Consider the following 22,117-nt stretch of genomic DNA (forward strand, 5'->3'; position numbering starts at 1 on the left):
TAGGTAATTAGTTTATTTATTGGCAGTAGGGCGTTGAACAAAACTTAGCACTTCACGGTCTGTGCCAATCATGAGTAACTGGTCGCCATTACGAACGATGCTGCGGTAATCATTGAGCTCATAGAGAAAGTCATTCTCTAATTCCATACGCTGTGGGCTGCAGGCCATTTTGGTGCTGGTGATTTTGCTTAGACTGAAGCCGCGAGCATCTTCATCCAGTTCTGCAGTAAAGCGATTGCACCCAGTTGAGCCACTGATACGTTGACCGTTAGCATCAAAGGTAATTTGAATAGGGTTGCTGGCCTCGCCCTGAGGAATTGGTCTGGCGCGCACCTCACCATTGCTATTGGGTGCCAGATTCCAGCGATTGAGCTCCCATTTGGTATTACGCAGTTCGCTGCTAGGAGGGCTGATTTTGGCGCCGCAGGGTGGAATCACGTTCGCACAAGCACTTAAAAGGCCTATTCCCACCCAAGAAAGTGCAACCAGGAGGCTTTTTGAGCTCACTCTGTTGATGGTGAAAAAGGGTGTTTTTAGGAGCATATTGTTATAAGTATTTGATTTATATGTATTTTTTATATTACTATCGCTACTATTCTACTGGTTTAGACGCTTAAATAGGTGGAAGAAGTAGGGGTTTTCGTCTAGAATATGAGGTTTTCCGCTTTACCGTACGTTTAGTTGGTGAGCTGGAGCCCAAGGTTTTTTGTAGAAATTTCATTGGGTTGTAATCAACCTGTTTTCATTTTTAGATTTTAAGGAATAAGTATGGTCGTCATTCGACTGGCACGCGGCGGCTCTAAGAAGCGCCCTTTTTACAGCATCGTTGCTACTGATAAGCGCAACCGTCGTGACTCGAACTTTATCGAGCGCATTGGTTACTTCAATCCACAAGCAGCTGCATCTGAGCAAGCTATGCGCATTGCTCAAGATCGTTTGACTTATTGGACTGGTGTTGGAGCGCAAATTTCTCCAACGGTTGTTCGTTTAATTAAGAACAATCCTGCTGTTTAATATTCGCTTACTAAAAGCGTCATCTTGAGGATGATGCTTTTAGTGACGAAATTGATTGGTAGTTTCATTTTAGGAAGATAGGGTGGCTTGCAAATGAGTACACCTTCCCTAAATGATTTGATCGAGCTTGGCGCTATTTCTGAGGCGCAAGGTTTGCAGGGGCAAGTGAAGGTTAGACCTCACTCTCCAGACCCTGTAGGACTTCTCTCTTCTAAAGCAGTTTGGCTTTCACTAATCCCGCATAGGGATGCTGGCGTTTCTGCGTCTGTAGAGCAAGCCTCATTGACTCAATACAAAGTTAAGAGCGCCAAGATGCATAGCGGCAATGTAGTCGTTGCGCTAGAGGGCGTCACTGATCGTGATCAGGCTTTGGCTCTCAAGGGAGCCCGCATTTTGGTTGCGCGTGATGCCTTTCCAAAAGCGGAGAGTGATTCTTATTACTGGGTTGATTTAATTGGTTGCCACGCAATCAATTTGCAAAATGAATCCCTTGGTGATGTTATCGACGTTACTGAAAATGGCGCACATGGCGTAATCGCTATCGGCGATGCTGGTACTAAAAATATTCAATACTTAGTTCCCTTCGTAAAAGAAGTGGTGCAAAACGTAGACTTACCAAACAAGACGATCACGCTCGATTGGCAATTGGACTGGCAATAAAAACATGCGCTTTGATGTTGTCACCTTATTTCCGGAGATGTTTTCTGCGCTCACACAGTGGGGCATTACTGGTCGCGCATGTGAGCAATCTTTAGCAAGTATTCATCTTTGGAACCCACGAGATTTTTGTTCTGATGCTCGTAAGACGGTAGATGATCGTGCCTATGGTGGTGGACCAGGCATGGTGATGATGGCCAAGCCCCTCGAAGATGCGGTTACCGGTATCAAGGCCTCCCACCAGGCTGCCGGAGTAAAAACGGGGCCAATTTGTCTTTTAGCTCCTCAAGGCGAGCGTTTTTCTCAAAAAATGGCGTCCGATATCCTGAATATGGGCAACTTAACCTTTGTTTGTGGTCGCTATGAGGCAATAGACCAACGTTTTGTTGAGCGGAACGTTGATTTGCAGCTTTCCATAGGTGATTTTGTGCTTTCTGGGGGTGAAATCCCCGCTATGGCCATGATGGATGCGGTTATTAGGCTGATTCCTGGGGCTCTTGGGGATGGCCAATCTGCCACTCAGGACAGCTTTATGAACGGTCTTTTGGACTATCCGCACTACACCAGACCAGAGGTTTATGAAAATTTATCGGTGCCGGACGTGCTTTTAGGCGGACATCACGCTAAAATAGCGGATTGGCGTCGGCAGAAGTCTTTAGAGCTGACGTTGAGGTTGAGGCCGGACTTAATTGATTTGGCCAGAACCAATGGGTTGCTAACCCGAGAAGATGAACAATTTCTTCGCTCGCTGTGAATTCAGTAGTGATTTAAAGGTTTGGTTTTTTGGTTTAGTGAAATTGTTTTAACTGCATCCTCTATTAGGTCCGTTGATTTATATCTCGGGATTAAACGCTAATACGATGTTTAAGGATTCAAAATGAATTTAATTGAAAAAATTGAGCAAGAAGAAATTGCTCGCTTAAGTGCTAACAAAACTTTGCCAAGCTTTGCGCCTGGTGACACAGTAGTTGTTAGCGTAAACGTAGTTGAGGGTACACGTAAGCGTGCCCAGGCCTTTGAAGGCGTTGTGATTGCTAAACGTAATCGCGGACTTAATTCCAGCTTTATCGTGCGTAAGATTTCTTCTGGTGAAGGCGTTGAGCGTACTTTCCAAACTTACTCACCATTAATCGCTAGCGTTGAAGTGAAACGTCGCGGTGATGTACGTCGTGCTAAGTTGTACTACTTGCGCGATCGTTCTGGTAAGTCAGCACGTATTAAAGAAAAACTTCAAGCACGTGTTAAACCAACAGCTGCTGTTGCTGCTGAATAATTGCTGCTTTGAAGCAAACCAAGAAGGCGGCCTAGGTCGCCTTTTTTGTTGCCTTAGAATATGACTATGCCCAAAACCTCAAAGCCCGAAGAAGATGCAATTAATGTAGCTGCGCCCCCAGGCTTTAATGCGGAAGCCATTCCGATTCATGAGGTTTGCGCTGGCGATAAAAAGGTTGCCCCTGAATTTCTGCAGCCGCAGGGATTGAGGCAGCGTCTTCAATGCCCTCCAGAATGGCAGCCTGAAATTACGGATGAGAATCGTCACGTCATTGCGGCCGACATTATTGCTCGTCGTCAGGCGGTCGGAAAAGTAACCAGAGCAGCAGTATTAATTCCGTTGCTATTGAAAGAAGATGGCCTCTCTGTTTTGCTGACTCAAAGAACGAATCATTTACGTGATCATGCTGGGCAGATTAGTTTTCCAGGTGGGCGTATGGACCCCGAGGACTTGAGTCCAAATGACACTGCCTTAAGGGAGAGTCAAGAAGAGATCGGTTTAGATCCTCAGCGGGTAGAGATCATCGGACATCTTCCTCAATATTTGACGGTATCTGGTTATAGCGTTACCCCTGTAGTAGGATTAGTCCAGCCTCAGGCAGAATATGTCTTAGATGAGTTTGAAGTGGCCGATATCTTTGAGGTGCCACTGAATTTTTTATTAGATCCTGCCAACCATCAGGTTAGACTGTGGCAAAGTGAGCAGGGCGGGCGTCGTTTTTATTCAATGCCTTATGAGGGCCGCTTTATTTGGGGTGCTACTGCGGGAATGTTGCGTAACCTTTATCATTTATTAAAAGTATGACTTTCTTTTCTATCCTCTTCGCCCTCATTGCTGAGCAATATCGCCCAGTGACTTCTAGCCATTGGATTGCGCGTATGAGCGCCCGTTGGTTGGATTGGGTCGCTGCTGAATTCGGTGGCAAGACTGACGCAGGTGCAAGCCCGGTGGGCGCGCGTATGGCTTGTATGGTTGCATTCATTCTGCCAACCTTCTTAGTATTTATGGTGTACGTCACTTGCATGGTGACTTATCCGATTCTGGGTTTCTTGTGGAATATCGTAATTGCTTACTTATTCTTTGGCTTCCGTCAGTTCAGCCACTCCTTTACTGCAGTTCATGAAGCAATTGAAGCGCATGATTTGCCTGCAGCACGCTTAGCCCTTGCTGAATGGTATGGCCCAGAACTAGATACCTCAGAACTTTCTGAAGCCGAGGTAATTTCATTCGCGCTTGAGCGCGCCATTATTGGTTCACATCGCCATGTCTTTGGTGTGCTCTTCTGGTTCATGATGCCAATGGGTCCTTCAGGTGTGGTTCTCTATCGCTTGGCTGACATCGCTGCACAGCGTTGGTCTGAGCTTGGCGATTACAACCTGAGCGAAGCGGCGCGTCATTTCTTCTATGTATTGGATTGGATTCCATCCCGAATCACTGCGATGGGCTTTGCCATTGTTGGCAACTTTGAGGGCGCAGTGTATGCATGGCGCTACTTGACCCAGAAATGGGCTGACCCATTGAATGCAGTGATCTTGGCAGCAGGTAGTGGTGCACTAGGTGTGCGTTTGGGTGAGCCTTTGAGTGAGCCGGATAGTGATGAGGCCTTGCGTATGGCTGAGGCTGGAGAGCCGGTGGCGTATGAAGTTGGTCTTGAGCCGACTGAGCGCACAATGCGTTCTGCGGTAGGTTTGGTGTGGCGCTTAGTTATCGCTTGGATGGCTTTGTTGCTAATGCTGACCATCGCTCTTTGGCTTGGCTAATTCCCTGAATTTGAGTATCCGCTGTTTTTGAGTCTGAAAGCAGCTGCCTAAATAGCGCCAGTCTTTCTGGCGCTATTTCATTTCTGTCTACTGCATCACGTACAGCGCAATCCGGTTCAGACTGGTGGGTGCAATTATGAAAACGGCATTTGCCTAACAAGTCTTTAAATTCTCTAAAGGCATGTTGTAACTCGCTGACCGACATATGAGCCAAACCAAATTCTTGAAAGCCTGGTGAATCAATGAGTGCGCCGAGTTTTCCAGATTCGCTTCGACCCCAAGCTTCAGGCAATTCAAAATAGCGGCAAGCAGTGGTAGTGTGTTTGCCAGTATCTAAGCGAACTGAGTATTCCTGAGTGAGTGCCGCAGCATTGGGAACCCAAGCATTGAGTAGACTAGATTTACCCATTCCTGATTGGCCTACAAAAACAGATACCTTGCCTGCGATTACGGGGCGCAAGAGTTCAATTGAGGTGCTATCAAATTTTGCCGATACTTCGCTCACTGGATAGCCCATGCGGGCATAAGGCGCAATGATTTTGCGAGCATGTTCTAAGTTATCTTTGAGATCGCACTTATTGAGCAAAATATGTAAACCAATTTGATTGGCTTCAGCAGCTACTACGGCTCTTCCCAAGAGATCGGGCGAGAAAGCAGGTTGTGTTGCTAGCACCACTAAAATTTGATCAACATTAGAGGCAATAATCTTGCTCTTGAAAGCATCTGAACGATACAGAATGTTCTCGCGAGGCTCAATCTGAATGATGCGTGCTTGATCAGCCGAGGTCATTTCCAATAGCATGCGATCACCAACAGCGCCGATATGTTGTTTTGCTGGAGTGCTCACCTGAATGAGTGGGCCGCTGGGCGATTCATTATCGAGTGCGTCCGCAACTAGACGCTGCGCTAAATAATGCCTTCCATAAGAAGCGGTCAGTAGCGCGTGAAATTGTTCCATGCTATTAGATTGCTCTAGCTAAAACGCTGCAAGTTAGCGATGCGCAATGGGGCAGGAGGATGCGAGCTATAGAAAGCGGTATAGATCGGATCAGGCGTCAGGGTTGAAGCATTATCTTGATATAGCTTCACTAAAGCAGAAATCAAATCTTTGGCTGACGATTTTTCTGCAGCAAAGCCATCGGCTTCGTATTCGTGTTTGCGTGAAGCAAGGCTTCCTAGTGGCGTAAGGAAGAAGCTAAATGCTGGCGATACCAACATAAATAGGGCGAGAGCTAGGCCACCGTTATAGCCATTGAGATTGGGCATGACGCCCAGATCGGTATAAAACCAAACTTGGGTACTGATCCAACCCAGTAATGCAAACATTGCAAAGCTCAAAGCAAAAGAAACGATCAGACGCTTGCGAATATGTTTGCATTTGAAGTGGCCTAGTTCATGTGCAAGAACCGCCTCTACTTCGCCAGGATTGAGTTTTTCAATCAGCGTATCAAAGAAGACAATCCGTTTTGCTTTTCCCATGCCCGCAAAGAATGCATTACCGTGCGCACTCCGCTTGCTACCATCCATGACAAACAAGCCTTGGCTGGCAAAATCGCAGCGGGTAAGCAAGGCTTCGATTTGGGTTTTGAGTGGACCATCTTCTAGGGCCTGAAACTTATTAAACAGGGGTGCAATAAATGTTGGGAAGATCCATTGCATTAAGAGGCTAAATACGGAGAGTACTGCCCAAGCCCAGAGCCACCAGAGGCCTCCTGCTTTGAGCATGAGAGTCAGAATTACCCAAAGCAATGGCAAGCCAATAAGCCCGCCAAGTGCGATCCCTTTAAGCATGTCGGTAAAGAATAATTTTTTACCCATGCGGTTAAAGCCAAAGCGCTCTTCTAAATGAAATTGTTTGTACCAGGAAAAGGGAAGATCAATCATTCCCGAGATGATGGCAATGGAAGCAAGTAGAGCAATTTGCTGACCAATGCCTTCGCCCATGAATTGCAGTAGGATGAGATTCAGAATTTCTAGACCACCCAATAAAGTGAAGGCAATTAAAATAACGGCGCTCACACCATTTTCTAAAATACTAAGGCGTAATTTGGCGATGGTGTAGTCGGCAGCTTTTTGATGTTCAGCCAGAGTCACTTTTTCAGCAAACTCCGGAGGTACGGTATCTCGATGTCGGGCAACATAGCGGATTTGACGTTGAGAGAGCCAGTGGCGGAGGCCAAAACTGGCGATAAAGGCGATTAGGAAAACAATTGTGAAGGTCATGAGATCATTATAGATATGAGCGAACAAACGAATACAGCAGCAGGCAAGGTGGCACCGGCTAATGAGCACCTCATTTGGGTGGATATGGAGATGTCAGGGCTTAACCCCGAAACAGAGCGGATTCTCGAGATCGCAATTATTGTGACAGATGCCCATCTGAATACCATTGCAACAGCCCCTGTTTGGGTAGTGCATCAAGAAGATGCTCTATTGGATGCCATGGATGCTTGGAATAAGGGTACCCATGGCCGCTCAGGCTTGATTGACAAAGTCAAAGCCTCCACCATGGATGAGGCAATGGTAGAAGCAGAATGCATTGCCTTTTTGAAGAAATATATCAAGGCCGGTATTGCCCCGATGTGTGGCAATACCATTGGTCAGGACCGTCGCTTTATGGCTAAGTACATGCCTAAGTTAGAGGCCTATTTTCATTATCGAAATGTGGATGTATCCACTTTAAAAGAACTCTGCAAGCGTTGGCATCCCGAGTTGGTAAAAGGTTTTACCAAAAAGCAGGCACATACTGCTTTGGCTGATATTGAAGAATCGATTGAAGAGTTGAAGTATTACCGCGATAAATTTATCGTGCCACTTCCTCAATAAAAAAGTCCGCAATTGCGGACCTCTTGGTGGGCCTTACTTCTTAAGAGCACTCTTGGGTCGGAAGGCTTTGATGACCTCTTCATTGGTCTCAATATAGGGTCCACCAATGAGGTCAATACAGTAGGGTACGGCGGCAAAGATGCCGGGCACAATCGATTTACCGTTCTCATCCTTGAGGCCCTCTAGAGTTTCTGCGATTGCCTTAGGTTGACCAGGTAAATTAATGATCAGGGCAGCGTGGCCTTCGATTTCACGAAGTACTGCAGTTTGTCTAGACAGAATGGCTGTGGGTACAAATTTAAGGCTGATCTGACGCATTTGCTCGCCAAAGCCTGGCATTTCTCGTGTACCAGCTTCAATAGTGGCTTCAGGAGTTACATCCCTAAGAGATGGGCCAGTTCCACCAGTGGTCAGTACCAGGTCGCACCCAAACTCATCTACCAACTCAATAATCGATTCCGTAATGATTTCTGTTTCATCTGCAATGAGACGCTCATGAAAAGTGCAGGTATTGCTAATTGCCTTCATGAGCCATGCTTGGAGCGCCGGTATGCCTTCATCCCGATAAACGCCCTTGCTGGCGCGGTCAGAAACCGAAATCAGGCCAATTTTGACCTCATTAGGCGTATTGCGTTTCAGGGCTTCGGTATGCTTCATGTTTCTATTCTAGCTATTATTAGGGCATGTTTACATATTCATCTAGCCAGTTTCAAGAAATTATCAATTTCATGCTCAAAGAGGCCAAAAGAAGGGGCGCCTCTGACGCGGTCGCGGAGATCTCCGAAGGCCAAGGGCTTTCAGTAACCGTTCGCAAGGGCGAGGTTGAGACCATTGAGCAAAGTCTGGATAAACAGGTGGGGGTGACTTTATTTTTGGGTCATCACCGAGGTAATGCCAGCACGAGTGATTTTTCAAAAGAGTCTTTAAAGGCCACCGTAGATGCTGCGTATCACATTGCTCAGCATACCGCTGAAGATAATTGCGCTGGTCCAGCCGAAGCAGAGTTATTAGAAAAAAATCCACAGGATCTGGATTTATTCCACCCATGGGATATTGATGCAAAGCACGCAGTAGAAATTGCGCGTATATCAGAAGGCGCTGCTTTTGCAGTGAGTAAGCAAATTCAAAATAGTGATGGTGCATCAGTCTCTGCGCACCATGCCCATTTCATGATGGGAACCTCACACGGATTTATGGGTGGGTATCCATTTTCTTCGTCACTATATTTCGTGCGCACCCATTGCAAGTGAAGGTGGGAAAAAATACTCACATGCAACGGGATGATTGGTATTCCAGTTCGCGTATTCCCGAGGAGTTAGCCGATCCTGCGGCAATTGGTAGGTATGCGGCTCAGCGTGCACTCTCACGTTTAAAGGCGCGGTCGCTCACTACACGCCGCTGCCCTGTGATCTTTGAGGCGCCCTTAGCGGCGGGCTTACTTGGTGGTTTGGTGCAAGCAGTGTCTGGCGGAGCTTTATACCGTCGCTCGAGTTTTTTGCTCGATAGCCTCGGAAAACAAGTGTTACCTAAACATGTCAGTCTTTTTGAGAATCCCCATCTCAAAGCAATGACAGGTAGTGCACCATTTGATGAAGAGGGTGTGAAAACTGCTGCTCGTACGGTTGTCGATAAAGGAATTTTGGAGGGCTATTTTCTCTCTACCTATTCTGCGCGCAAGCTAGGTATGCAGACCACTGGTAATGCAGGTGGTTCACATCACCTAACACTGCAAAGCAAGAAGACGCCGAAAGGTGGATTGCCTGCGCTCTTAAAAGAAATGGGAACAGGTTTGCTTGTGACTGAATTAATGGGGCAGGGTGTCAATTATGTGACTGGAGATTACTCTCGCGGTGCATTTGGCTACTGGGTTGAGAATGGTGAGATTCAGTATCCAGTGGAAGAAGTAACGATTGCCGGTAACTTGCGCGATATGCTTTTAGATATTGCTTTGATTGGTAGCGATACCTTAATCAGAGGTACCAAGGAGACGGGTTCAATTTTGATTGGATCAATGACGGTTGGTGGAAAATAAACCTAGCAATAGAATCTGCAATAAATATTAAAAAATACTGAAGGGAGATTGGAATGCAAAGACGCTCTTTTTTAAAGAAGGCAACGATAGGTGCAGGAGTTGCAGCGATTGGTGCCCCAGCAATTGCACAAAGTTTGCCTACGCTCAACTGGCGTTTGGTGTCTAGCTTTCCTAAATCTCTGGACACTCTGTATGGCACTCCGGAAGTCTTTGCAAACTCTTTACGTAAGGCGACGGACGGTAAATTTAATGTCAAAGTCTTTGCAGCTGGTGAGCTTGTGCCGGCATTGCAGGTGCTTGATGCTGTTCAAAATGGCACCGTAGAGTGCGGTCACACAGCTAGTTATTACTACTTAGGTAAAAATAGCGCCTTCATTTTTGATACTGCAGCTCCATTTGGTATGACTGCCCGTCAGCAATCCGCATGGATGCTGCACGGTAATGGCATGAAGTTAATGCGTGAACTCTATGCAAGCTACAACATTGTCAACTTTCTGGGTGGTCAGACTGGCACTCAAATGGGTGGTTGGTTCCGGAAAGAAATTAAATCACCAGAAGATCTTAAGGGGCTCAAATTCAGGATCGCTGGTTTTGCCGGTCAAGTATTGGCAAAGCTAGGCGTTGTCCCGCAACAGCTACCCGCTGGTGAGATTTATTCAGCCCTAGAAAAGGGCACCATTGATGCCGCCGAGTTTGTTGGGCCATACGATGATGAAAAGCTTGGCTTGGCAAAGGTAGCCAAAAAATTATTACTATCCGGCCTTTTGGGAGGGAGCTGCAGGACTATCCTTTTTGGTGAATAAAAAACAGTGGGATGCATTGCCGCCGTCATATCAAGCAGCATGGGAGGCAGCTTGCTTTGAGGCCCATACTGATATGTGCGCAAAGTACGATGCCCTCAACCCCCCTGCCTTACAACGTCTTTTGCAAAATGGCGCCGTATTGCGTAAATTTAATACTTCTGTAATGGATGCCTGTTTTAAAGCCAGCCAAGAGACCTATGCTGAAGAGTCTGCCAAGAATCCGCAATTTAAAAAGATCTTTGATGACTATCGCGTCTTTAGAAATATGGAAGCGCAGTGGTTTGGGGTTGCTGAGCAAGCATTTGCTCAATACAGCTTCAATAAAAAACTGTAAGAGATTGCTTTGCTTTCATCCCAAGGGCTCAATTAAGCCCTTTTTCTTTTTTTAAGTCTATTCCGCACTACACTAGAACAATGATTGCCAATCAACTGTCAGCATTGTGAATCTCTCCACTATCTGGACGCGTATTAAGCAGCATCCTTTATCAAGGGTAGGTCCAGGTTTAGTCACTGGAGTTGCTGATGATGATCCGAGTGGTATCGTCACTTACTCTCAAGCTGGAGCGCAGTTTGGCCTCAATATGTTGTGGACCATGCCCTTTGCATATCCCTTGATGTCGACTATTCAAGTGCTGTGCGCGCGTATAGGTCGAGTCACAGGAAGAGGGCTCTCAGCTAATATGAAATTGGCATTTCCTCCGGCCGTACTCATCATCCTTGTCGGTATTCTCTTGATTGCCAATGTGCTCAATATTGCTGCTGATATTGCAGCGATGGGTGAGGTTGCTCAATTAGTCACTGGAATTAATTGGCACATCATGACTGGAGTGTTTGTTTTATTCACGCTACTGCTGCAAATCTTGATTCCTTATAGACACTATGTGTTTTTCTTGAAGTGGCTTTCCCTATCCTTATTGGCTTATGGTGCGGTTCTCTTTACAGTGCATGTTCCTTGGGGTGATGTCATTTGGAGTACCTTTTTCCCAAGCTTTCCGATGAATGCAGATTCTGCGGCAGTAGTAGTGGGTGTATTTGGTACAACAATTAGCCCCTATTTATTCTTTTGGCAGGCATCGCAAGAGGTGGAGGATATGAATATGCGCCATGAGAAAAGCTTGCTCAAGGACGTTGACGAGCCTGGAAAGTTAGAGATTCATTCTGAACTGCGTAGGATTTCTTGGGATACCTGGAGCGGTATGTTGTATTCCAATGTGGCTGCCTACTGCATCATTTTGGCAACTGCAGTCACTCTGCATGTTGCAGGTATTCGGGACATTAATACAGCTGCTGAAGCTGCTTCAGCATTAAGACCCCTAGCAGGGGAATTTGCCTTCCTTTTATTTGCGCTGGGTATTCTAGGTGTGGGGCTCATGGGTGTGCCAGTCTTAGCTGGATCAGCGGCCTATGCTTTATCAGAAGTGTTTGGATGGCGATCTAGTCTTGAAGACACTGCAAAGCAAGCTGGTAAGTTTTATTTAATCATCGCCCTAAGTGTGTTGGGCGCTTTAGCAATTCAGTATTCGCCTATCAGCCCTATGAAAGCCCTGTTTTGGAGTGCAGTCCTCAATGGGGTAGTTGCAGTCCCGCTAATGGTTGCCATCATGATTCTCTCTTCTAGTACCTCAGTCATGGGGCCACACGTAGCCACTAGTAGTATGAAAATATTTGGCTGGCTAGCAACCGCCTTTATGGCGATAGCAGCGATCTATATGTTTATCGCTTAAGAATTGATCAAAACACTTTGCAAGAAGCGGGAGATATCCATTAGCTCTTCATGATTGACAGAGTGCTCCATAGGATATTCATTCCAGCTCACTTGATGCCCCATTTTTTCTAGCATGGCATAGGACGCTTCAGCGCGTTCAGGTACCACAACTTCGTCATACAGGCCATGTGCCATAAAGATTGGCGTAGTTTGGTTAGCGGAATGCTTTTCCGTATGGAGTGACATTGCCAATGGTAGGTATCCGGATAAAGCCATAATGCCAGCGAGCTTGTGTGGAAAGCGAAGCCCGGTGTGTAACGCCATTGCACAGCCTTGCGAGAAGCCTGCCAAAACAATCTTGTTATAAGCAATCCCACGACTGGCTTCACGTTCAATAAGTTCAGTTACGGACGCGGCCGATTGATGAATGCCATCAGTATCTTCTTGATCCATCAGATTTCTGCCGATGATGTCATACCAGGCAGGCATCACATAGCCGCCATTTACCGTCACTGGCATGCTGGGCGCGCTTGGAAAAATGAACCGAATAGCCGGGCATCCCTGAAGGTGTAACTCAGGAACAATGGGTACAAAATCATTACCATCAGCACCTAGACCATGCAGCCAAATAACAGCAGCACTAGGGTTGGGAGCAGTTTCTAATTCGATGCAAGGCAACATAATGATTTCGCTTTCCTTAAAAGACTATCTTTCAGTATGAGTCTATTCTAATGGGGTGTAGTATGTTTATAAGAATTCTGATTGCTATCGGAGGTGCCCAATGAAGCCGTTTTATATAGACTATCCGCAAGAAAAGATTGAAGAGCATCAGCATGCATATCGATGTTCTTATTGCAAGATACCAACGACTATTATTTTTGGCCTATTAGAGAATCATGCCGATAATTGCACCTACCGTACTCAACAGAGTCAGTGGGCTCAATTGGGGGCAAAGCTAAAACCCCAACAAAAACATTTTGATGAAGCCCATGCTGACGAGGTCGATTAAATGAAAACCTATCCAATTGCAATTGAATTAACTGTCTGGTTTGATTTGGGTCTGAATCAATACGAAGTTACCATTGATAGCGTATCGAAGATTTCTATTAAGCGAACCGATGATGTCCTGCATAGCCGTGAACTTTCTGATTCAGAATCACAAATACTGCTGGAAGCCATTGAAACCTTGAAGGTTCCAGTCACCGAGGAAATGAAGGCAGACCCAGAAAACAAAGCTAGTTCAAGTTATGAGTTGATTATTGAATCCGCCCATTTCTCATTGGAATTCAATTGGGAGAATTTGGATGTAGAAGCGAGCAGCTCTAATACGTTTGAATCTATCATTAAACTAGCCAGCCTAATCCAGAGTTTGGACTTGGATCACTAGCTGAACTAGCCTATGCCTCAACTACTACAAAATCTCCTTGGGAGATTTTTTCTCTAAATTGAGAGAATGAAAAGAGTGCTTTAATCTTTTTGGTATTGATAACTTCTATCTTCCCCTCTGGAGTCAGATTGGCAAGATACTCTCCCTCCGGAAAGAGGGCCTCAGGCACACTTTCAGTGTTATGGATTTGGGCGTTAAGGACTAAAGATTTGGTAATTTTGATACGCATACCCTATCTTAAGTTCTAGAAATTAGTAGTAATTTCCAATCTGCACAATAAAGAAAATTGCATGCACCAATTGGGTGTTTACCGATTGGGGGGATTAGAAGCCAAATAAAAAGGACGCAAGACTGCATTAATAGTGGGAATTGACTCCTAGCTCGCACTTAAGTAGTGCAAGTCATTGAATTGACACAAAAAACAATGTTGTTTAATGACTTAAGCAAGTAAATGGTCACCTCATCATTGTGTTTATTAATTCCATATGAAACTCATCTCTGCAATCATTAAGCCTTTTAAATTAGACGAGGTGCACGAGGCTTTGTCGCATATTGGTATTAATAGTATGACTACTTATGATGTGCGAGGCTTTGGGCGGCAGAAAGGTCATACTGAGCTTTATCGTGGGGCTGAATACGTCATCGACTTTCTATTGAAGGTAAAAATAGAGGTTGCTGTTGATGATGAGATGCTGCCAGAGGCTTTGCATGTGATTTCAAAGTCAGCATTTACTGGCAAGATTGGCGATGGAAAAATCTTTGTTAATACCATTGAAGATGTTGTCCGCATTCGCACTGGAGAGAGTGGTTCACCTGCACTTTAGCTTGTATGCAATCCCCATTTCTTTTTGTATATGGCACGCTCAAATCGGAAGCGATCAATACCAATGCTCAGTATCTGCATCAACATGCACAGCTTCTTGGAAGGGCTAGGTGGCCAGGTAGGCTATACCTCATCAGTAACTACCCAGGTGCCGTACCCTCATCATCCAATAATGAATTTGTTGATGGGGAGCTTTGGAGGCTAAACGATCCCGATCAATTGCTTGCTACATTGGATGTCTATGAGGAGTGTGCGCCGAGTAGCCCAGTCCCACATGAGTACAAAAGATCTCTTGAATCAGTTCAATTGATTGCTGGGGAAAAGGGTGGGACTCACATTATCCAAGCTTGGGTTTATATCTATAACCTTGATATTGCCCGCTTCAACAGAATCAATGATGGCAACTTTGTGAATGGCAATCACAAGCTTATTCGCCGCGTACTTTAAAGTCAGCGGCGCCATGAAACGCTTACTCAAAAGACCTCATTTCTTAATACACCCAAGATAGCTTAAGTAAATTGATTAGTGGGTCGGGGGTAATGGCTAATGGACCAAGGAATGGGTGAATAAACAAAACCAGGAAGTACAAAATGCCTACCACCGTTGAGCTCAAAAAGATAATCAGCACAATGTGTATTCGTTTGGACTTCATTTGAAAAAGGCAGGAGAACACCAAAAAAAATCATGAGACTACTTACAAGTCCGAACCAGGCTGGTGGAGATAAGGCAAAGCGTGCGTTATAGACTCGACTTCTTCGAAGCTCTGTTGCTTCAAGCGTGAGGCGAAGTAATTGCTGGTGCGCATTAGTCTCACCAGCATTCTGTGGTTTGAGATGGATTACTAGGTCTTCGATAGATAGCAATTCTTTGTAAGCCTTGATGCTAAATTGGTCATTGCTTAAAAGAGGCCACTCTTCATTGATCACAGTGGTGACATAAGACTTCAGCTCTGCTTTTCCATTGCGTTCAACCTCGGGTGGAAATGCAGCAAATACGCGGTACATATTGTTTAGTGTGCTTGCCTCTTTGGCAACGGCATCACTTACACCGTTATAGTTTTGCCAAACCAATACGGTCACAAAAGCAAACACTAGGCTAAAGACTACTCCCATCGCGTTATAGATATAGCCAGCAAATTCTGAATCTTCTCCGAAGAGCACATTCGGAAAGAACTTTTGGAACAAGCAAAATACCAAAAAGCAGATGGCTAAAACGATTGCCAATAATTCAAAGCGAAGACCAATATCATAAGAGATCAGTAAATATCGAAGGATGGGCAGATCCATAATGTTGATGATTGGCTATAGGATTGTGTAAGAGTATTTTGACTGAAGTGTACCCAATTTCCTATCCTGCAAATGATTGAATAGCCTTATCCAAAGCTAAAATCCGCTTGGCATCCTGAATATGAAGCTCTTCAATCAATTTACCGTTTAGGACGACTATTCCAGCGCCAGATTGGATGGCCTCTTCATAAGCAGTAATTCTGGCTTGGGCTTCTTCCACTTCCTGTGGGGATGGTCCAAATAGCTCATTGGCATCGGCAATTTGACTTGGATGAATCAGGGTCTTGCCATCAAAACCCATGTCTCTGCCTTGAATACAGGATAGTCGCAATCCAGCTGCATCATCCAAAGAGAGATGAACCCCATCCAATACACACAAACCATATGCTCTTGCGGCCAGGATAGATAGAGATAGTGCAGTTTGGGTCTCAATTCTGCTTGGAGTGTGCCGCGCGTGCAAATCTTTTACAAGATCAGATGTACCAAGAACAAGTACCTCAAGGAGCGGATGTGAGCTGGCAATTTCTTCTAGTTTGAAAATAGCCTTTGGTGTTTCAATCATCGCCCAAATGGTGAGGTCAGGGCGCGCATTCATCTCCTTAAGTGCTTGAGCTACTTCTTGAACTTGCGCGGCTGATTCAACCTTGGGGAGTACGACGGCATCTGCTTTGCTATTAGCAAATGCCTTTAAGTCATCCAAGCCCCAAGGTGTGTTGAGACCATTGATTCGAACAACTGCCTCACGGTGACCAAAACCAGTTGCTAGTGCAGTGAGAATATTTTGTCTTGCGCCAACCTTGGCATCTGGTGCTACAGCATCCTCTAAGTCAAGAATGAGCGAGTCGGCGGCTAAAGTTTTGGCCTTCTCTAAGGCTCTTGTATTGGCCCCAGGCATATAGAGCACGGAGCGGCGGGGTCTGTTGATATTAATCATAGTTGGGGGTGCGGATAAGCTTGCAAGCTGGCTTGCTTAGTTCAGCTTGATATTGAGGAGGCGCTCAGCATTACCACCTAGAATAGCAATCCGATCAGTATTGCTCAGGCCGGGGGTTGCCATCACGTGCTCTACCGGAAATTCTTCCCAGGGGATAGGGTGGTCTGTACCAATCACAACCTGGCTAGCGCCGACTTGAGATACTAAGTATTGCAATGCTTCTGGCGTAAAGACCAGTGAATCAAAGTACAGTTGCTTAAGATACTCAGAAGGTTTTTTCTTGAGAACAATATTGGGATCACAGTTTTGCGGTGATACAAAGCAACTATGATCCATGCGGGGGGCATAGGAGCCTAAAAATCCACCACCATGTGCTGCTAATACTTTTAGCTGTGGATATTTATCCAGTACGCCTTCGTAAATCAGATGTTGTAAAGCAATGGTTGTGTCAAGCGGATTACCAATGACATTAGACATCCAGCCATTTCCTTTGAAGCGTTGGGCTAGTTGTGGCGTGCTTTGTGGATGAATGAAGAGGGTAACGTTCAGCTCTTGCGCCTTGGCTAGCACTGGATGAAATTTTGGGTCTGAAAAATCTTGACCTAAAACACTGCCGCCAATTGCAGCGCCTTTAAGACCTTGTTTTTTCTACTGCATATTCCAGTTGCTCAACAGCCAGATCTGGAAATTGCATGGTTAATGAGGCAAATGCTGCAAACTTCTCTGGCCTTAGCGCACAGAGCTCTGCTAAATGCAGGTTATTGAGGCGGCAAATTTCAGCTGCCGTTTCTTTATCTTTGCGATACCAGAAAGGATTGACACTTAGCACCTGCATATCAATGCCTTGGGCTTCCATTGCCTTAATTCGTTCATTAATCTTAATGAAGTGTTCCGGAACACCTTTGGTTGGTGGCGGTACAGAGGCTGCATCTTCGCCCATCAAGTCAATTGCATCCTGAAACATGCAATGAGCATGGACATCAATCGTTTTGATGCGCTTGCCATTAATAAAGACGGGGGTCACCCTTTTCTTGGTCTCAGTATCTGCAGCGTGAGCTAGTCCACACCCGCAAAAAAATAAGCCCCCCAGTGCTTTGCCAGAGGTTTTTAAGAATGAACGGCGATTATTCATAGTTAACTTTCAAGTGTGATTAAGGAACTACATTCATGCCACTATTTTTTATGGGGCCAACTGCATTGGGTGAGCTTAAGAATTGAATCAATTTTTTAGCGGACTCTTGATTGGGGGAGTTCAACACAATTGCGGCGGCAAAGGTTTGAACCAGCTGAACACTATTGGGGATAGGGCCTACATAATCAATGCCGGGAATATTCACGAGTTCGCTACTAGGCTGAACAGCAATGTTTGCTTCGCGTGCGGCCAATATCGCCGCTGATTGAGCCCCGCGTTCGGTTACTTGAACTGATATTTGATTGCTAACACCAAGCTTGGGGAATAGTTCTTGGGTTAGATATATGCCACTGGTACTGCCTGGAACCACAATTTTTTTGGCTTTAACTAATGCATTAGCAAATGCACTGACGGTAGAGATATCTGGCTTGGGATTGCCTGCGGGGATAGCAAGCCCAAGGGGAGCTTGCGCGAGGTCAACATCAGAGCCTTGAAGAATTTTATTTTGTTCCATAAGCTCAGTAAGCCCTTCGCGGGACAAGATCACCACATCTGCAGTGGTACCGGCAGCAAGCTGTGCTTTGATGGTTTTGGGACCAGATCCTTGGGATGCGCCAGATTTTGTGACCACTTTAATTCCGGTTGCCTTTTCAAAGGCGGGAAGCATCTGCTTATAAGGGCCAGAAAAGCCACCTGAGATCATGACTTCAAGTTGTGCCATGGCTGGGGTGCTTAAAAGGAAAGAGAGTGCGCATATTGAGAAGAATTTCATGTCTTTGACCAAAAGATTTCAGAGTATTTGCAGCAAATCTCTTTACTGTAAATGGATATAAAGTATCACAGCTCGGGTTTGAGGGTTGCCCTTTGTTTTTTCAGATTGCCAACAAACTTGAATACTGGCTGTAATATTCCCTAATAGCATTGCCATCAATTCTAATTTAGGGTATCTCATGGAAAAAATGCATTTCACTAGGATGGACCAGGGTACTACTGCAGATTTTGAGGTCATGAAAAGGGTTCATGAGCATACGCTGGCCAATTTGCCTGAGCTCCTCTACACGCTACTAGAAAATCTTTCTAAAGATACAGCGTATAACATCACCCGAAAAGAACATTGCTTACAGGCTGCTACCAGAGCTTTGCGAGATAAACGTGATGAAGAATATATTGTTGTAACCCTATTTCATGATATTGCTGAGCCATTAGGCCCCTTTAATCATGGCGAAGTGATCGGGTCCATCTTGCACCCCTTTATCTCTAGAAATAATTATTGGATGCTGCAGCAGCATGGATTATTTCAAACCTATTTTTATGGGGATAAGATTGGTGTAGATCCTAATGCGAGAGATCAATTTAAATCTGATCCAGCATATGAGCAAACAGTAGAGTTTTGCGCTAAGTATGATGAAATCTCATTTGATCCCAATTACAAAAGCGAGCCTCTGTCGACATTTGACCCCATGGTAAGAAGAGTGCTCAAGAAGCAATGGGTTGCCCCATAAATTGATGCCTTCGTCTTCACAATGCTTGTGTAGCCTGTTTAGCCCTGTTTAAAGTGCAGGGGAAAGATAACTCACGTTGAGGAGCGCCGCCATCTAATGACTGATAAAACAAAATTGCAGATAGAGGATCCAGCTATCCCTGAGGATGTTAAAGCCGACGAGCATTCAGAGCATCTTTCTGATAGCGAGCGTAGAGCCAAGTACGGTGCCAATGGATCAAGGAAGGCTGCCCTCAGCAAGAGGGAAATGATGGAAGAGTTGTCGCGTCAAAGATTTCCCTGGGAAGAGTGAGTCTGCGCGAAGACCATTTTCATGGTTACGCTGACAAAAGAAAAAGCCACCGGTAGGTGGCTTTTGTATTTCTGGCAGATCAGGAAAGATTCGAAATCGCGACCAAGAGATTAAAAGATGCTGCTTACGTATCTAATGATGTTTAGTAGTAGCTCATTGGGACAGTCTTACCCCAAAATATTCGATAAGAGTAAAAGGTGTAAAGCAGGATTGCTGGCAAGACAATTGCAGTGCCCCAAAAAATCAACCAAAGAGATTCGGTTGCAGCTGCAGCTTGCCAAATTGTCATTTGATCAACAATGATGTAAGGAAAGAGGCTGTAGGCAATGCCGAAAAATGAGAGCCAATAAATTGCCACGCTTGCAACAAAAGGAACCCACATTTTTTGGTGTGGATTCGAAGACAAGGTCTTCAGAGTTCGCTCAATGATGATAAAAAGGATCAGAGTAGTTAATGGTATCGGCGCTAAGTAGATGATATTTGGCAGGGCAAACCACTTAGTCATAATTTCAGGGCTAAAAAATGGTGTTGCAATGGATATCAATCCAATTCCAAGCGCTGTGAAGCCCAGACTGACTTTGGCCCAGTGAATAGCCTTTAATTGCAACGCGCCTTCAGACTTCATGATCAGCCAAGTTGAGCCTAAAAGGGCATATCCAGCAGGAACGCAGGCACCCACTAGGAGAGCAAATAACCAGCCCAGTAAACCAGAGTCAAAGCCCACGATATGACGCCCAATCATGACCCCTTGAGCTATGGAGGCAATGACGCTGCCTAGGTAAAACAGAAAGTTCCACAGTGGCTTTTGATGGGATTGAACCTTGACCCGAAAATCAAAGGAAACGCCCCTCAAAATTAAACCAGCCAGCATGATAGCCACGGGGATATAGAGTTCAGTCAGAATAATTCCGTGTGCTAATGGAAATGCAACTAGTAGTAGTCCAACACCTAGAACCAGCCAAGTTTCATTGGCATCCCAAAATGGGCCGATAGAAGAAATCATCATGTCCTTTTCTTCATCAGTTGCTCTATTCAGAAGAATCCCAACACCTAGGTCATAGCCATCTAGTACAACATAGGAGAGCACGGCAATACCCATGGCTACCAAGAAAAATAGTGGCAGCCATCCTGAAGCTTGGCTCAGATCGGGAATCATATTTAGTGGCATTGTGAATTTATCTTATTGGGCATAGGAGTTAGACGAGCTTGTAATCGTATTGCTTGCTGGGGCTTTGTCCCCTTCGCGAGCGAGGTAAAAAACCACCCCAATGTAAGAAATAATAAGTGCGATATATAAGAATAAATACATCAGCAAGCTACTCAGAACAATACCTCCCGCTATTGTTGTAGCGGCATCAGCGGTGGTTAGCACCCCGGTAACGATGTAGGGCTGCCGACCAATTTCAGTGACGTACCAGCCTGCAACCACAGCAATCCAACCAGAAAAAGTCATTCCAACCAAAATTTTGGCCATCCAGGGTTTGATATCTTGCGACTTATAAATTTGCCAGCGTGCCATCCATGAAACCAATAGCATCAGTAGACCCATGCCAACCATAATACGAAAGGCAAAAAATACTGGAGCTACTGGAGGAATTTTGTTGGGGAAATCTTTTAAGCCTTGCACTTCACCATCCCAGTGATGGGTAAGATATAAGGAGGCTAACTTAGGAATGCTAACTTCATAGAGGTTACTCTGTGTCTTTTGATCTGGAATGGCAAAGATTACAGCTGGTATACCAGAGCCAGATTCCCAGATGCCTTCCATTGCAGCGAGTTTGGCAGGTTGATGTTGTAATGTATTTAGTCCATGTGCATCACCAAGGATGATTTGAATAGGCATCAAAATTGCTGCTGTAGTGATGGCAATTTTAAGAACAGCTTTATTAGCGGCAGACTTACTGCCTCGGAGTTGCCTAAAGGCTGAAATGCCAGCTAATAAAAATGTCACTGTAATAAAGGCTGCAGTGAGCATATGCGCTAAGCGATAGGGCATAGAAGGATTAAATACGATGGCAAACCAATTAGTAGCATGTGCTTGGCCATCAATCATTTCAAAACCTTGCGGTGTTTGCATCCAAGAATTTAATACGATGATCCAAAAAGCAGATAAGGTAGTACCAAAAGCGACTAGAAAAGTTGCGATGGTATGAACGCGTTGAGAAACTCTTTTGCTGCCAAACAGCATTACTCCTAAGAAGGTAGCTTCCAAGAAAAAAGCAGTGAGTACTTCGTAGGCAAGTAATGGGCCTGCAATATTGCCGATGGTCTTCATGTATCCAGGCCAGTTAGTGCCAAACTGAAAACTCATGGTGATACCACTGACTACCCCTAAAGCAAATGTCAATGCAAAAATCTTTACCCAAAATTGGTATGCCTGATTCCAGCTGGAATCGTGGGTTCGGTTGAATTGAACTTTGAAGTAGAAAAGAAACCATCCCAAAGCAATAGAAATGGTTGGGAAAAGAATATGGAAGGTAATATTTGCGCCAAACTGAATGCGACTAAGCACCATAGGGTCAAGCATTGTGAGCCTCTTAAGCAATGGTTGGATTTATCCATTACTTTATTCTCAAAACTCAATTGATGCTTGAGGGCTCAAATATGAAGCGATTAACCCTTTAGATCCCATATTGTTTAAGGTGTTGATCAATCAATTTGAGTGAACCCAAAGAAAAAGCCCCAGATTCCC

General features: G+C 45.1%; 27 protein-coding genes and 2 pseudogenes. 16 read left to right on the forward strand and 13 right to left on the reverse strand.

The annotated features are described in order from the left end of the window. Positions 1-12 precede the first annotated feature (12 nt). Complete coding sequence (locus A9236_RS07730) at positions 13-507, reverse strand: META domain-containing protein (RefSeq protein WP_236638785.1); 495 nt, start codon at positions 505-507, stop codon at positions 13-15. A gap of 261 nt (positions 508-768) precedes the next feature. On the opposite strand from A9236_RS07730, the gene rpsP reads away from it, so the two are divergent. The 6 genes from rpsP (at position 769) to A9236_RS07760 (ending at position 4,704) form a co-directional block, all read left to right on the forward strand. Next, the gene (gene rpsP / locus A9236_RS07735; protein WP_071464813.1) at positions 769-1,014 is read left to right on the forward strand and encodes a 30S ribosomal protein S16; all 246 of its coding nucleotides are present in this window, start codon (positions 769-771) and stop codon (positions 1,012-1,014) included. Between the two features lie 93 nt (positions 1,015-1,107). After that, a complete protein-coding gene (gene rimM, locus A9236_RS07740) occupies positions 1,108-1,674 on the forward strand; it encodes a ribosome maturation factor RimM (RefSeq protein ID WP_071464814.1) in 567 nt (188 codons plus the stop codon). Positions 1,675-1,678: 4 nt separating this feature from the next. Then, positions 1,679-2,425 (forward strand): tRNA (guanosine(37)-N1)-methyltransferase TrmD, encoded by a 747-nt coding sequence (gene trmD, locus A9236_RS07745; RefSeq protein ID WP_071464815.1) that lies wholly within the window; start codon positions 1,679-1,681, stop codon positions 2,423-2,425. A gap of 123 nt (positions 2,426-2,548) precedes the next feature. After that, a complete protein-coding gene (gene rplS / locus A9236_RS07750) occupies positions 2,549-2,944 on the forward strand; it encodes a 50S ribosomal protein L19 (RefSeq protein WP_071464816.1) in 396 nt (131 codons plus the stop codon). 66 nt (positions 2,945-3,010) lie between these two features. Next, positions 3,011-3,748: a CoA pyrophosphatase gene (locus A9236_RS07755; protein WP_071464817.1), complete on the forward strand. Its 738-nt coding sequence runs from the start codon at positions 3,011-3,013 to the stop codon at positions 3,746-3,748. Next, on the forward strand, positions 3,745-4,704 hold the full coding sequence (locus A9236_RS07760; protein ID WP_071464818.1) for a CobD/CbiB family protein: 960 nt from the start codon (positions 3,745-3,747) through the stop codon (positions 4,702-4,704). Before A9236_RS07755 ends, A9236_RS07760 begins: the two co-directional genes overlap by 4 nt. Here the strand turns inward: A9236_RS07760 and rsgA are convergent. Both rsgA and A9236_RS07770 read right to left on the reverse strand, forming a co-directional pair. Then, positions 4,649-5,662 (reverse strand): ribosome small subunit-dependent GTPase A, encoded by a 1,014-nt coding sequence (rsgA, locus tag A9236_RS07765; RefSeq protein WP_071464819.1) that lies wholly within the window; start codon positions 5,660-5,662, stop codon positions 4,649-4,651. The genes A9236_RS07760 and rsgA overlap by 56 nt on opposite strands. A gap of 14 nt (positions 5,663-5,676) precedes the next feature. After that, positions 5,677-6,927 carry a M48 family metallopeptidase gene (locus A9236_RS07770; RefSeq protein ID WP_071465129.1) on the reverse strand — a complete coding sequence of 417 codons (1,251 nt, stop codon included), beginning with the start codon at positions 6,925-6,927 and terminating at the stop codon, positions 5,677-5,679. A gap of 15 nt (positions 6,928-6,942) precedes the next feature. Here A9236_RS07770 and orn point away from each other — a divergent pair, with 15 nt between their 5' ends. Next, complete coding sequence (gene orn, locus A9236_RS07775) at positions 6,943-7,530, forward strand: oligoribonuclease (protein ID WP_071464820.1); 588 nt, start codon at positions 6,943-6,945, stop codon at positions 7,528-7,530. Positions 7,531-7,563: 33 nt separating this feature from the next. Here orn and mog read toward each other — a convergent pair whose 3' ends face one another. Next, positions 7,564-8,187, reverse strand: coding sequence for a molybdopterin adenylyltransferase (gene mog / locus A9236_RS07780; protein ID WP_071464821.1), 624 nt, complete (start codon positions 8,185-8,187; stop codon positions 7,564-7,566). A 71-nt stretch (positions 8,188-8,258) separates the two neighbouring features. On the opposite strand from mog, the pseudogene pmbA reads away from it, so the two are divergent. The 3 genes and pseudogenes from pmbA to A9236_RS07795 all read left to right on the forward strand — a co-directional run bounded on the left by pmbA (position 8,259) and on the right by A9236_RS07795 (position 12,089). After that, positions 8,259-9,562 (forward strand): annotated as a pseudogene (gene pmbA / locus A9236_RS07785) (metalloprotease PmbA). A gap of 53 nt (positions 9,563-9,615) precedes the next feature. Then, a pseudogene (locus A9236_RS07790) lies at positions 9,616-10,699 on the forward strand (TRAP transporter substrate-binding protein). A 106-nt stretch (positions 10,700-10,805) separates the two neighbouring features. Beyond that, a complete protein-coding gene (locus A9236_RS07795; RefSeq protein ID WP_071464824.1) occupies positions 10,806-12,089 on the forward strand; it encodes an NRAMP family divalent metal transporter in 1,284 nt (427 codons plus the stop codon). Here A9236_RS07795 and A9236_RS07800 read toward each other — a convergent pair. Then, positions 12,086-12,751, reverse strand: a complete 666-nt coding sequence (locus A9236_RS07800; RefSeq protein ID WP_071464825.1) for an alpha/beta hydrolase — start codon at positions 12,749-12,751, stop codon at positions 12,086-12,088. The two genes, A9236_RS07795 and A9236_RS07800, sit on opposite strands and share 4 nt — an antisense overlap. Positions 12,752-12,851: 100 nt before the next feature. Between A9236_RS07800 and A9236_RS07805 the strand changes: the two genes are divergently transcribed. Both A9236_RS07805 and A9236_RS07810 read left to right on the forward strand, forming a co-directional pair. Continuing rightward, positions 12,852-13,079: a hypothetical protein gene (locus A9236_RS07805; protein ID WP_071464826.1), complete on the forward strand. Its 228-nt coding sequence runs from the start codon at positions 12,852-12,854 to the stop codon at positions 13,077-13,079. Continuing rightward, entirely contained in the window at positions 13,080-13,457 is a 378-nt protein-coding gene (locus A9236_RS07810) for a hypothetical protein (RefSeq protein ID WP_071464827.1), read from the forward strand. It begins immediately after the preceding gene. Positions 13,458-13,467: 10 nt separating this feature from the next. Here the strand turns inward: A9236_RS07810 and A9236_RS07815 are convergent, their stop codons facing one another. Then, complete coding sequence (locus A9236_RS07815) at positions 13,468-13,686, reverse strand: hypothetical protein (protein WP_071464828.1); 219 nt, start codon at positions 13,684-13,686, stop codon at positions 13,468-13,470. Positions 13,687-13,942: 256 nt separating this feature from the next. On the opposite strand from A9236_RS07815, the gene A9236_RS07820 reads away from it, so the two are divergent. Both A9236_RS07820 and A9236_RS07825 read left to right on the forward strand, forming a co-directional pair. Beyond that, entirely contained in the window at positions 13,943-14,281 is a 339-nt protein-coding gene (locus tag A9236_RS07820) for a P-II family nitrogen regulator (RefSeq protein ID WP_071464829.1), read from the forward strand. 5 nt (positions 14,282-14,286) lie between these two features. Further along, the gene (locus A9236_RS07825; protein WP_071464830.1) at positions 14,287-14,727 is read left to right on the forward strand and encodes a gamma-glutamylcyclotransferase; all 441 of its coding nucleotides are present in this window, start codon (positions 14,287-14,289) and stop codon (positions 14,725-14,727) included. Between the two features lie 62 nt (positions 14,728-14,789). Here the strand turns inward: A9236_RS07825 and A9236_RS07830 are convergent, their stop codons facing one another. From A9236_RS07830 to A9236_RS07845, 5 genes are all read right to left on the reverse strand, one after another. Continuing rightward, on the reverse strand, positions 14,790-15,566 hold the full coding sequence (locus tag A9236_RS07830; protein ID WP_071467832.1) for a DUF4239 domain-containing protein: 777 nt from the start codon (positions 15,564-15,566) through the stop codon (positions 14,790-14,792). 61 nt (positions 15,567-15,627) lie between these two features. Further along, on the reverse strand, positions 15,628-16,500 hold the full coding sequence (locus A9236_RS07835) for a CoA ester lyase (protein WP_071464832.1): 873 nt from the start codon (positions 16,498-16,500) through the stop codon (positions 15,628-15,630). Positions 16,501-16,536: 36 nt separating this feature from the next. Next, complete coding sequence (locus tag A9236_RS11435) at positions 16,537-17,121, reverse strand: amidohydrolase family protein (protein WP_201721749.1); 585 nt, start codon at positions 17,119-17,121, stop codon at positions 16,537-16,539. A 10-nt stretch (positions 17,122-17,131) separates the two neighbouring features. Then, positions 17,132-17,632 (reverse strand): amidohydrolase family protein, encoded by a 501-nt coding sequence (locus A9236_RS11440; RefSeq protein WP_201721726.1) that lies wholly within the window; start codon positions 17,630-17,632, stop codon positions 17,132-17,134. Between the two features lie 19 nt (positions 17,633-17,651). Further along, complete coding sequence (locus A9236_RS07845; protein WP_161485615.1) at positions 17,652-18,353, reverse strand: extracellular solute-binding protein; 702 nt, start codon at positions 18,351-18,353, stop codon at positions 17,652-17,654. Between the two features lie 229 nt (positions 18,354-18,582). Between A9236_RS07845 and A9236_RS07850 the strand changes: the two genes are divergently transcribed. Continuing rightward, complete coding sequence (locus A9236_RS07850; RefSeq protein WP_071464835.1) at positions 18,583-19,134, forward strand: phosphohydrolase; 552 nt, start codon at positions 18,583-18,585, stop codon at positions 19,132-19,134. A gap of 96 nt (positions 19,135-19,230) precedes the next feature. Further along, positions 19,231-19,425 (forward strand): hypothetical protein, encoded by a 195-nt coding sequence (locus tag A9236_RS07855; protein WP_071464836.1) that lies wholly within the window; start codon positions 19,231-19,233, stop codon positions 19,423-19,425. A gap of 142 nt (positions 19,426-19,567) precedes the next feature. Here the strand turns inward: A9236_RS07855 and A9236_RS07860 are convergent, their stop codons facing one another. Both A9236_RS07860 and A9236_RS07865 read right to left on the reverse strand, forming a co-directional pair. Beyond that, positions 19,568-20,593 (reverse strand): cytochrome d ubiquinol oxidase subunit II, encoded by a 1,026-nt coding sequence (locus A9236_RS07860; protein ID WP_071464837.1) that lies wholly within the window; start codon positions 20,591-20,593, stop codon positions 19,568-19,570. Between the two features lie 12 nt (positions 20,594-20,605). Then, the gene (locus tag A9236_RS07865) at positions 20,606-21,952 is read right to left on the reverse strand and encodes a cytochrome ubiquinol oxidase subunit I (protein ID WP_071464838.1); all 1,347 of its coding nucleotides are present in this window, start codon (positions 21,950-21,952) and stop codon (positions 20,606-20,608) included. Positions 21,953-22,117: the final 165 nt, after the last annotated feature.

The organism is Polynucleobacter sp. QLW-P1DATA-2 (assembly GCF_001870365.1).
GTDB lineage: Bacteria > Pseudomonadota > Gammaproteobacteria > Burkholderiales > Burkholderiaceae > Polynucleobacter.

Bases quoted from the DNA above. Each gene is read 5' to 3' on its own strand.
- rimM (WP_071464814.1), top strand. From the start codon at position 1,108: ATGAGTACACCTTCCCTAAATGATTTGATCGAGCTTGGCGCTATTTCT.
- A9236_RS07755 (WP_071464817.1), top strand. From the start codon at position 3,011: ATGCCCAAAACCTCAAAGCCCGAAGAAGATGCAATTAATGTAGCTGCG.
- rsgA (WP_071464819.1), bottom strand. From the start codon at position 5,662: ATGGAACAATTTCACGCGCTACTGACCGCTTCTTATGGAAGGCATTAT.
- A9236_RS07800 (WP_071464825.1), bottom strand. From the start codon at position 12,751: ATGTTGCCTTGCATCGAATTAGAAACTGCTCCCAACCCTAGTGCTGCT.
- A9236_RS07810 (WP_071464827.1), top strand. From the start codon at position 13,080: ATGAAAACCTATCCAATTGCAATTGAATTAACTGTCTGGTTTGATTTG.
- A9236_RS07770 (WP_071465129.1), bottom strand. From the start codon at position 6,927: ATGACCTTCACAATTGTTTTCCTAATCGCCTTTATCGCCAGTTTTGGC.
- rpsP (WP_071464813.1), top strand. From the start codon at position 769: ATGGTCGTCATTCGACTGGCACGCGGCGGCTCTAAGAAGCGCCCTTTT.
- A9236_RS07820 (WP_071464829.1), top strand. From the start codon at position 13,943: ATGAAACTCATCTCTGCAATCATTAAGCCTTTTAAATTAGACGAGGTG.
- rplS (WP_071464816.1), top strand. From the start codon at position 2,549: ATGAATTTAATTGAAAAAATTGAGCAAGAAGAAATTGCTCGCTTAAGT.
- A9236_RS11440 (WP_201721726.1), bottom strand. From the start codon at position 17,632: ATGAATAATCGCCGTTCATTCTTAAAAACCTCTGGCAAAGCACTGGGG.
- A9236_RS07865 (WP_071464838.1), bottom strand. From the start codon at position 21,952: ATGCTTGACCCTATGGTGCTTAGTCGCATTCAGTTTGGCGCAAATATT.
- A9236_RS07860 (WP_071464837.1), bottom strand. From the start codon at position 20,593: ATGCCACTAAATATGATTCCCGATCTGAGCCAAGCTTCAGGATGGCTG.
- A9236_RS07835 (WP_071464832.1), bottom strand. From the start codon at position 16,500: ATGATTAATATCAACAGACCCCGCCGCTCCGTGCTCTATATGCCTGGG.
- trmD (WP_071464815.1), top strand. From the start codon at position 1,679: ATGCGCTTTGATGTTGTCACCTTATTTCCGGAGATGTTTTCTGCGCTC.
- A9236_RS07830 (WP_071467832.1), bottom strand. From the start codon at position 15,566: ATGGATCTGCCCATCCTTCGATATTTACTGATCTCTTATGATATTGGT.
- A9236_RS07855 (WP_071464836.1), top strand. From the start codon at position 19,231: ATGACTGATAAAACAAAATTGCAGATAGAGGATCCAGCTATCCCTGAG.
- A9236_RS07760 (WP_071464818.1), top strand. From the start codon at position 3,745: ATGACTTTCTTTTCTATCCTCTTCGCCCTCATTGCTGAGCAATATCGC.
- A9236_RS07815 (WP_071464828.1), bottom strand. From the start codon at position 13,686: ATGCGTATCAAAATTACCAAATCTTTAGTCCTTAACGCCCAAATCCAT.
- orn (WP_071464820.1), top strand. From the start codon at position 6,943: ATGAGCGAACAAACGAATACAGCAGCAGGCAAGGTGGCACCGGCTAAT.
- mog (WP_071464821.1), bottom strand. From the start codon at position 8,187: ATGAAGCATACCGAAGCCCTGAAACGCAATACGCCTAATGAGGTCAAA.
- A9236_RS07825 (WP_071464830.1), top strand. From the start codon at position 14,287: ATGCAATCCCCATTTCTTTTTGTATATGGCACGCTCAAATCGGAAGCG.
- A9236_RS07850 (WP_071464835.1), top strand. From the start codon at position 18,583: ATGGAAAAAATGCATTTCACTAGGATGGACCAGGGTACTACTGCAGAT.
- A9236_RS07845 (WP_161485615.1), bottom strand. From the start codon at position 18,353: ATGGCACAACTTGAAGTCATGATCTCAGGTGGCTTTTCTGGCCCTTAT.
- A9236_RS07805 (WP_071464826.1), top strand. From the start codon at position 12,852: ATGAAGCCGTTTTATATAGACTATCCGCAAGAAAAGATTGAAGAGCAT.